We start from the raw sequence: 9,553 nt of genomic DNA, 5'->3' as shown, positions 1-9,553 counted from the left end.
TCGTCAGTGATAAATATAACGCAATAAACACCTAACAACTTAACCCTCTAAGCTAAGTTCGTTTGCTGTATCGCGTCGGGATGAGCTCATTATAGGGCAATTTCTTACACACGCAAGTGCTTTTAACTGATTGTTTTATTGAGTGTTGTATTTTTATGCACTATTTTGGTTCATTTTTAGGCTTATTATAGCGTAAGCTTTTAATATTAAAGCAGAAATATGAACATAATATTTCTGCTTTATTTTTTAACTATTTTTTGACATTGCTTTTTATGGTTTGAATACTGATGATTTTTACAGCTTGTTTAGGGACATCTTGATACATCCCTACTGTTGTTGTTGGGGTTTGCACTATTTTATCGACAATATCGAGTCCCTGAGTGACTTTACCAAATACAGCATAACCAGGATTGCCGGCAGATCTATTCAAGAAATCGTTATTTGCCACATTAATAAAGAATTGACTGGTTGCTGAATTCGGCGCATTGGTTCTTGCCATCGCCAAAGTACCTCGAAGGTTCTTTAAGCCATTACTCGATTCATTTTGAATTGGCGGTTGAGTTGCCTTCTCTTTCATGCTGCTATCAAAACCACCACCTTGAATCATGAAACCAGGAATAACTCGATGGAAAATGGTGCCATTGTAAAATTGACTATTCACATAGTTCTTAAAATTTTTGACGGAAACGGGGGCTTGATCATCATATAGTTCTATATTGATGTTGCCTAAGTTGGTTTTGATTTGCATATCTGTGTTGGCAAATACGGGTTGCATGAGAACACTCAAAGCAACGCCCATACCGATTTTTTTCATCATTGGCTTTTCCCTTAAACTGTTTTGATTCATTTGCGCTTATATTAGTGTGCTTTTATAGGATTGAAAAATAACATTACAGCACATTTACTATTACTCTACATTTATCAGTGCTGAGAAAACTGAAAATTGAATTATTTAAATGAACTCACTATTTTTATATACCTAAGCTTAACCATTGATACGTAATTTTCTTCACCTTTCCATTTTGGTTATTTTTTAACCACCAACAATGGTTTCACGTGAAACAATCGTTAGTGGTCATAAATATATAATCGACCTTATTGTTTATCCCAAAATTTACGAAACTCTTTACTCATTTCAACGACGTATTTTTTTGCTTTTCTTGATACTGGGGTTAGGTTAATAAAACCGTGAGTTTGATCTTCATAATCATGATAATGGACTTTGACACCATTTTGTCTAAGTTTGTAGGCATAAATTTTACCTTCATCATGTAATACATCATGCCCTGCTGTGACCACAAAGGCTGGTGCAAGTTTCTTGAGAGGACCATTGGTTGGTGAAATGATTGGATCATCCAAGGCTACATTAAAACGTGTGACATAATAGTCCGTCACATAGTCAATATCAGATCCTGTTAAAACCAAGCCATCTTTATATGCAAAGAAAGACGGATGTCGACTCTTAAAATCAACTGCAGGATAAATTAAAAATTGAGCTTGGGGGGCATAGACTGAATTTACTGTCCGTTGTGCCACGACTGCACTAATATTGCCTCCAGCACTGTCTCCTCCCACCGCAATACGATTTTTTAGAATTTTAAATTGACGGCGATTTTGATAGACCCAAGCCAAAGCATCTTCACATGACTGGATCAGTTCGCGGGGTCCAACTTCTGGAGCAAGTGGATATTCAATACTCAATACTTGAACTTTTGCATGTGCTGCGATTAATCGACACACTTCATCATGTGTATCAACACTCCCCACAACAAAACCACCCCCATGATAGAAAACAAGCATTGGTAATTTTTTATTGGGTGCTGGATGATAGTGGCGGGCATAAACACTACCACTTTGTAAGGGCAAACGAATATCTTCTACAAACTGGACATGGGTAGGTTTATTGATAATAGATTGCATTTGTGATTCAAACTGCTTTCTAGAACGTTCTACATTTTCACCAATAAAGCCTACTTTACCTTGCTTGAGTTGAACAGCCATTAAACATTTAGTAAAACTGTCCAATTGAGGAAATTGATAAGGATATCCTAATAACTTACTTAAAGACTCTTGAGCAAATGTTGGCAAACGATCTACAGCACGTCCTGCTGAACCTTGCCCCTTTTCGACTAAATCATGAATATTACGTTGAAAAGCAACCATTATGTTTCTTCCTTAAATGTCCAAATTCTTCATATTTTCTACATGATCAGGAATTGACTGACTATAATCTTATATAAGTCTTGTCATCGATATACAAATATAAATTTTAAATACGCTAATCTGACTTAAATGACTTGTCATTGACTATTTTGCTATATCTCAGTTTTTTTTTGCTATTTTGCTTATTACACGGAGACAACTTATGGCTATCAAAGCATTGTTTGTTTCACTCATGACATCTATTCTTGCAGTGGGTTGCGTTGCTTTTCCTGATGAAGGTTATGATGCACGTGGTTATGGACAGCCGATCTATCGTGATTATGGCTATGATTCAAGATATGACCGTCAACGTTGGGAACGTGAGCGTGCTTATCGTATACAGCAAATGCGCTTGGAACAAGAACGGCGCCAAGCTCAACATGATCGACAACGTTGGCAATATGAACAAGCCAAACGTGATCAAATCAGAAAACAGCAATGGGAACAACGCCGACAAGACTGGAACAATAAATCTAATCATGAACGTCGTTGGGACAACAGAGCTGATTCAAAACAATGGCAACAGCGTGACCGCCAAAATCAACGCGATAAAAAACGTAATGATCGTCGAGGTCGTGAGTTTGATCGAGATTAAGAGGCTCATCCCTGATGGGTTTCAGCGTCATTTTAGCAAATGATTTAAAAATCAAAAAATACAAAGCATGGTTTTACAACGCCATTTATAGGTTCATGCTGCGATTCCCTCTATTCAAAAAATTTGTCATTTAAGTCATTGTGATTTCATTCATTTCAGGCAATGATTTATATGACATCACAGGATGATTAAATCCAAACTATAACCATGGATATGAATGATTTGAGTGGAATATTTGATTGCGTCATCAATCATCTCCATAATTAAATTCTTGATGTAAAAAGTCCATATTGATTGGACATGAATAATATTGATCATGGAAAGGAAAAAAATAATGAAATGGTCTCATGCCCTCATTGTTGCTACAGGTCTTTTGGCTGCCGCGTCTACAACCCAAGCCAAACAAGTCATGTGCGTTTTTGACTTGGTTGGTAAAAACGGTGACGTTTTTACCTTAATGAAAGATTATCAACTTGCAGCGAAAAACTGGGGTGCTGATCTTGAATTAAAAGTAAATTCGAATGAAGCTGTCATTGCTGAGGATTTTAAAGCGGGTAAGTGTGATGCTGTCAGTATTACAGGAATGCGCGGTCGTCAATTCAACAACTTTACAGGTTCTTTGGATGCGATTGGGGCGATTCCCAACCTCAATCTCGCTGTAAAGATCATGCAAGGCTTAGCCAATCCAAACTTTGCCAAATACATGACCAACGGAAAATACGAAGTGGTCGGAGTGATTCCGGTTGGTGATGCTTTCCTGATGGTCAATGACCGTAATATCAATACTGTTGCCAAAGCTGCCGGTAAAAAAATCGCAGTTCTTGACTACGACCAAGCCCAAAAAATCATGGTTCAACAAATTGGTGCTCAAGCTGTTAGTGCTGATGTCACCAATTTTGGTAGTAAGTTTAACAATGGTCAAGTAGATATTATCGGTGCACCAGCTGCTGTATTTAAGCCATTGGAGTTACATAAAGGTTTAGGCAGTAAAGGTGCCATTGTCAATTATCCGCTTTTACAGGTGACTGGAAATATTATTATTCGCCCTGATAAATTCCCGGCAGGTTATGGTCAAAAGTCTCGTGATTGGATTAAAACCCAGCTTCCTCGTGCCAACAGCATTATTGGTAAGATGAAGGCAGATATTCCTGCTAAATACTGGATGCAGGTTCCTGAAGGCGATAAACCCGGGTATCAAAAGTTAATGCGTGAGTCGCGTATCAGCCTAACCAAGCAAGGTGTTTACAACAAGCAGATGATGAAAATTCTTTGGCAGTTCCGTTGTAAAAATGACCCTAAAAACTTTGAATGTGCACTTCAAGATGAGAACTATAAATAATTCCAAATTAAATCCGATAAATTTAGTCTGAATTTACTTTAAAGTTCACTCACTGACCATATATTGAGTATGTTATACTGAATATATGGTCTTTTTGTTTAAGCCATTCGAAATATGAGGAACAATATCATGACCGCCCAAGCACTTGAGCTGACCGACAATGCTGCAAATAAAGTTCGCCAACTTCGTGATAGCGAAGGTAATCAAGATTTGATGTTACGTGTTTATGTAACGGGTGGCGGCTGTTCTGGTTTTTCTTATGGATTCAATTTTGCTGAAAGTATGAATGAAGATGATGCAGAATTTATCAACGGCGATGTAAAAATGTTGGTTGACTCGTTGAGTTACCAATATCTTGTTGGCTCTAAAGTAGACTATGTTGAAGGTTTAGAGGGCTCGCGCTTTATTGTTGATAATCCGAATGCAACAACAACATGTGGTTGTGGTTCATCCTTTTCAATCTAGTCGAAGAAGCTCTTCAATATTGAATCAAACTGCCCTCTTTTTAGAGGGCAGTTTGATTTTGAACGATATCAACGTTAAATAGTTTCTAAAATATACTGACTTAATGCTTTGGCATTTTGAACGGGAATCCAATGGGTTGCATCCATAATGATTTCTTTATAAGGTGCAGCAATATAACGATGATTCAATTCGACACTTTTTGCACTTACTGCCGAGTCATGTTTGCCCCAAATAAATAAAGTTGGAACACGAATAGGTTGAGTAAGATTACGATTTGAACTAAATGGAAGTCCTCGATACCAATTTAATGCATAACTTAAACGCTGTTCAGCCACCATGTCTTGTTGAAAATCTTCAAGCTGTTTTGCAGTCATTCCTGAATCTTTTAACAGCCCCAATCCTAATTTAGGGATCTTTTCAAACAATAATTCTGGAATTTTGGGCAGTTGGAATAATCCAATATAATAGGATTTTAAGAGTTGATTACTGCTCAGCATCGCCCGCATAAATGCTGCTTTATGTGGAACAGAAACCGTAATAAGATGTTTAATTTTTTCAGGATAGTGCTGTGCAACCTCCCAAGCCACCACAGCACCCCAGTCATGTCCGACCAGATATACAGGTTGTTGGATGATTTCCAATAAAGCATTTACGTCTTCTACCAACGCGGAACTTCGATAATCTCGACGATTTTCTGGCTGTGCGCCAAGACTGTATCCACGTTGATTGATGGCAAAAGTTCGATAGCCTTGCTGATTTAAAATTGCAGCAGTTTCGGCCCAACTTTTATTGGTTTCAGGAAAACCATGTAATAAAACAAAAATCTGTCCGTCTAAAGGACCTGAATCAATCACATCAAAGGTTAAACCTACTCTTTGAAAAGATTCAATACGTTGTTTTCCTATTGCTAAACTCATGGGCATCTCAAATTTTATTTTTACTGATCTTGAAAGTTTGGGCATGATTTTTTAACAGCAGTAAAGGACATTCTTCACGCTAAACAGGTCGATCATTGTTCGACAGAAATTCTTTTTTACGATCATCTACAGATAAATGATGCTTAAACTTACAGTTAATTTTTGAAAACATTGACATAGAACAGAATTTTTTGCTCTGAATCTCATATCAGTAAGGCGAAGCGCTCACCTTACTGATGATAAACCTCAAACAGCAGTAATCGTTCCCAAGATACGATAATCTTTTGCACCCGTCACTGCAGGTAAATTTCCGCTCAACTGCTGATCAAACCGCATTGCTAACCAAGCAAAAGCTGTTGCTTCCACCCATGTTGGGGCTAAACCCAAGGCAGAGGTCGATTGCACAGACCAATTGTGTTTACGCAGACGCCAGCGAAGTTGTTCTAACAAATGCGAATTATAGGCACCGCCACCGCAAACATAAACCTCACCAGTATCTAAAGGTGAACGATAAATGGCTTTTTTAATTGCACGCGTGGTCAGTTTCATTAATGTCGCTTGGACATTTTCAGGGGTATCTTCTAATTCATCATATTCTAAACCATTACGCCAATCTGAGATTTGTTCATCCAGCCACTCCAGATTGAAGTCTTCACGCCCCGTACTTTTAGGGGGTTCTTTAGAAAAATACTCATGTGACTGTAAACGATCTAATAGAGAACGGATCGGCTGACCATAGGCTGCCCAATTACCATTTTCATCATAAGGCTGCCCTGTATAACGATGGCACCATGCATCCATCAAGATATTGGCAGGGCCCGTATCAAAACCATAAACCCCTTGTTGGTCGCCCGCAGGCAGCATACTGACATTGGCAATCCCGCCCAAATTCAGAATCACTCGATGAATGCTCTCATGTTGGAACAATGCCTGATGAAATGCAGGAACCAATGGTGCACCTTGCCCACCTGCTGCCATATCTCGACGTCTAAAATCTGAAATTACAGGTATTTGAGTAATTTCAGTGATGATATTGGGATCACCAATTTGTAAGGTAAAGCCATGCTCTGGACGATGTCGAATCGTCTGCCCATGTGAGCCAATTGCTTTGATTTGGCTTCGATCAAGGTTATTTTCTTGTATCAGCTGGTTAATACCATTTCCAATCATAGTTGCAAGCGCCACATCTGCCTTACCCATTCGGTCGATTTCATTATCGTTGGGTAAGGTCAATGCCATCAATTCATCTCTTAAATCAGGATCAAAAGAGACAGTTAGTGTGGCATGAACATGTAAAGGATCAAATGAAGCTGCAACAAAATCGACGCCGTCCATGCTGGTTCCAGTCATTACGCCAATATAGATTGTTGTCATGAGATATTCTTCGCCTGCATTATGCTGAAAAAATGTTAGTATATCGCACAAATAGTCTAACTGAAGTATTTGGGTTTTTGTAATGTCAAATTTCCTGCCGGCTGAAGAACAACTTGCCCTCATTCGCCGAGGCACTCACGAAATTATTTCTGAAGAAGATCTTCTGAAGAAACTGAAAGAAAATCGTCCTTTAAAAATTAAAGCAGGATTTGATCCAACTGCACCAGATTTACATTTGGGTCATACGGTTTTAATTAATAAATTAAAAGTATTTCAAGATCTTGGACATGATGTCACATTCTTGATTGGCGACTATACCGCCATGATTGGTGATCCAACAGGTAAAAGTGCAACTCGTCCTCCACTTTCACGTGACCAAGTTCTTGAAAATGCAAAAACGTATCAAGAACAAGTATTTAAGATTCTTGATCCAAATAAAACCAAAGTTCGTTTTAACTCTGAATGGTTTGCAACAAAAACTGCTGCTGATCTCATTCAATTGGCTTCGCAACAGACTGTGGCACGTATGTTAGAACGTGATGATTTTACAAAACGTTATAACAGTCATCAACCTATCGCGATTCATGAGTTCTTGTATCCATTGGTTCAAGGTTATGATTCAATCGCGCTTGAAGCCGATGTAGAACTTGGTGGAACAGACCAAACATTTAACCTGCTGATGGGGCGTACACTGCAAGGGCGCTATGATCAAGAAGCTCAAGTATGTATCACTGTTCCTATTCTTGAAGGTTTAGATGGTGTCAATAAGATGTCTAAATCATTAGGCAATTATATTGGCGTATTTGATGCTCCTGGCGCAATGTACCAAAAAGTGCTCTCTATGCCTGACAGCTTGATTGAACGCTATTTTGAATTGCTTAGCTTTAAGTCTATGGATGACATTGAAGTTCTTCTCAAAGAAATGGCTGAAGGACGTAACCCTCAGGAGATCAAGAAAATTCTTGCACTTGAGCTGGTTGAAAGATTCCACGGTGCTGAAGCTGCTGAACACGCACACAAAGGTGCGGGCAACTTAATCACTGAAGGTGAATTGCCAGAAGGTACGCCTGAAGTGACAATTTCACGTGGAGAATACAATGGAGAAATTTCGATTGTTTCTATCTTGCGTGCTGCTGGTTTAACTAAAAACTCGGCACAATCTAAAGATGCTGTTTCACGTGGAGCCGTTAAGGTTGATTGGCAAGTTGTCGATGCCAGCTTTACGGTAAAAGAAAATGTTACGCTCGTGATTCAAGCCAGCAAGAAAGCCATTGCCAAAGTGACTTTCACTGACTGAGTAATCACTGTTAAAATTGCTATAAAAGAAAAGCCATCAATATTGATGGCTTTTTTGTCACAATCATCAAATACTATTCTCCGGCAAGAGAACATTCAAAATTGGTACGGTCAACGGTACAACGTGCCCTTTTCAGGACAGACATCATTATTGGATCATAGATTCCCCTCTTGGTGAGTTCAATACGCCCATCTCTCAACAATTTTTGATAACGCAGTGCATCATCCTTGGTTACATTTAATTTATATTTTGCAGGAATTTCAGCTTCCATCTTTTCTATTTTTTTAAAGGAACTGGTCAATTGTTTAACAGACCATTCTCGTGACTTGATACCGAACCCATCTGGAAACTGATCTGGCTTGATAATTAAATCCGCCGTGACATTGACTACAGGGTACGTAAACATCGCTCCATTTGTACCTAAACCTTTATAAATTTCTAAAGGTTTATAAGCATAGGCAGGTGAAGCAATTGCGTCTACCTCACCATCATTAAATTTTTTAACAAAATTAAAAATATCTGAGGGCACACCAATTGATCCTACACGTTCAACTGCTATTTTTTGTGCAACGTCATAATGCAGATAAGCAAACTTTTTGCCTTTGCCTTTTTCCAAGGTATTCATAGAACGATCCCTGACAAAAATATAGGCTATTCCAATAGGTGTAATAGCAGCCAGTTCATATTTAACGCCATTTTTTTCAGAGATCAATCTTTTTGCATTTCGCTTATCCAAGGCGAAAGTGATGGCTTTTTGTGCAATCGCATTATTTGGTACACCACCTAAAGCGTCAATTGAACCCCCAAATTTATTATACTCACGCGAGCGCATTGTGGTCATTGCAGCAGCATCACATTTATTGGTCTTAAAATTTTTATCTACCATTTCTTCTGACTGATATACCGTTAAATTGACGTCTGCCCCCCATGCTTTTGATGCCAAAGCCCATTCTTCCATCAATTTATAAGACTCACCCGCCTTCCCCAGTAAATCAAAGACACAAACATTTTGCTTGGCTTGTGTCCAAGTTGACAGAAAAATAGAAACAATAAGAAGTAAATATTTAGCCTTATTCATCATCTAAACTTCCATATTCATTTACAGACAAATTGAAATTTATGTAAGCAATTCAATCCATAATAAATTGCTTCAATACACACTTAATAAATAATAATGTGATACATACTACACAAAAACTCATCATTTTTATCATTTTTTGATCGGAAAGTCGCGGTTAGTGTTGTTTTCAAAATAAAATCATTTAAAATTCAATTATCAATATCAAATATATAATGTTTAAAATTATTAAAATTTACTAAAAAATAAAAATTTCACTGTTGCAAATAAAGCATCGCAAAGATTT

Annotated in this window: 9 protein-coding genes; 4 read left to right on the top strand and 5 right to left on the bottom strand. The window is 38.1% G+C overall.

The window, feature by feature from the left end; all coding sequences use genetic code 11:
• Window positions 1-250 precede the first annotated feature (250 nt).
• Both OSH00_RS18955 and OSH00_RS18950 read right to left on the bottom strand, forming a co-directional pair.
• Window positions 251-817, bottom strand: a complete 567-nt coding sequence (locus OSH00_RS18955; RefSeq protein WP_196075976.1) for a peptidylprolyl isomerase — start codon at window positions 815-817, stop codon at window positions 251-253.
• Between the two features lie 278 nt (window positions 818-1,095).
• Window positions 1,096-2,163: an alpha/beta hydrolase gene (locus OSH00_RS18950; protein WP_266131714.1), complete on the bottom strand. Its 1,068-nt coding sequence runs from the start codon at window positions 2,161-2,163 to the stop codon at window positions 1,096-1,098.
• A 202-nt stretch (window positions 2,164-2,365) separates the two neighbouring features.
• Between OSH00_RS18950 and OSH00_RS18945 the strand changes: the two genes are divergently transcribed.
• From OSH00_RS18945 to erpA, 3 genes are all read left to right on the top strand, one after another.
• The gene (locus OSH00_RS18945) at window positions 2,366-2,797 is read left to right on the top strand and encodes a hypothetical protein (RefSeq protein ID WP_266131713.1); all 432 of its coding nucleotides are present in this window, start codon (window positions 2,366-2,368) and stop codon (window positions 2,795-2,797) included.
• Window positions 2,798-3,131: 334 nt separating this feature from the next.
• Window positions 3,132-4,136, top strand: coding sequence for a putative solute-binding protein (locus OSH00_RS18940; protein WP_266131712.1), 1,005 nt, complete (start codon window positions 3,132-3,134; stop codon window positions 4,134-4,136).
• 129 nt (window positions 4,137-4,265) lie between these two features.
• Window positions 4,266-4,601, top strand: a complete 336-nt coding sequence (erpA, locus tag OSH00_RS18935; protein ID WP_196075972.1) for an iron-sulfur cluster insertion protein ErpA — start codon at window positions 4,266-4,268, stop codon at window positions 4,599-4,601.
• A gap of 74 nt (window positions 4,602-4,675) precedes the next feature.
• Here the strand turns inward: erpA and OSH00_RS18930 are convergent, their stop codons facing one another.
• Together OSH00_RS18930 and OSH00_RS18925 are read right to left on the bottom strand one after the other, a co-directional pair.
• Window positions 4,676-5,518, bottom strand: a complete 843-nt coding sequence (locus tag OSH00_RS18930) for an alpha/beta fold hydrolase (protein ID WP_196075971.1) — start codon at window positions 5,516-5,518, stop codon at window positions 4,676-4,678.
• A gap of 246 nt (window positions 5,519-5,764) precedes the next feature.
• Complete coding sequence (locus OSH00_RS18925; protein ID WP_196075970.1) at window positions 5,765-6,892, bottom strand: anhydro-N-acetylmuramic acid kinase; 1,128 nt, start codon at window positions 6,890-6,892, stop codon at window positions 5,765-5,767.
• 82 nt (window positions 6,893-6,974) lie between these two features.
• Here OSH00_RS18925 and tyrS point away from each other — a divergent pair, with 82 nt between their 5' ends.
• On the top strand, window positions 6,975-8,189 hold the full coding sequence (gene tyrS, locus OSH00_RS18920; RefSeq protein ID WP_266131711.1) for a tyrosine--tRNA ligase: 1,215 nt from the start codon (window positions 6,975-6,977) through the stop codon (window positions 8,187-8,189).
• A 73-nt stretch (window positions 8,190-8,262) separates the two neighbouring features.
• Here tyrS and OSH00_RS18915 read toward each other — a convergent pair whose 3' ends face one another.
• Window positions 8,263-9,267, bottom strand: a complete 1,005-nt coding sequence (locus OSH00_RS18915; protein ID WP_420909554.1) for a putative solute-binding protein — start codon at window positions 9,265-9,267, stop codon at window positions 8,263-8,265.
• Window positions 9,268-9,553: the final 286 nt, after the last annotated feature.

Source organism: Acinetobacter nematophilus, assembly GCF_026344175.1.
Lineage (GTDB): Bacteria > Pseudomonadota > Gammaproteobacteria > Pseudomonadales > Moraxellaceae > Acinetobacter > Acinetobacter nematophilus.
Note: the sequence above shows the minus strand (reverse complement) of the source record. Positions and strands in the feature narration are given on the sequence as shown.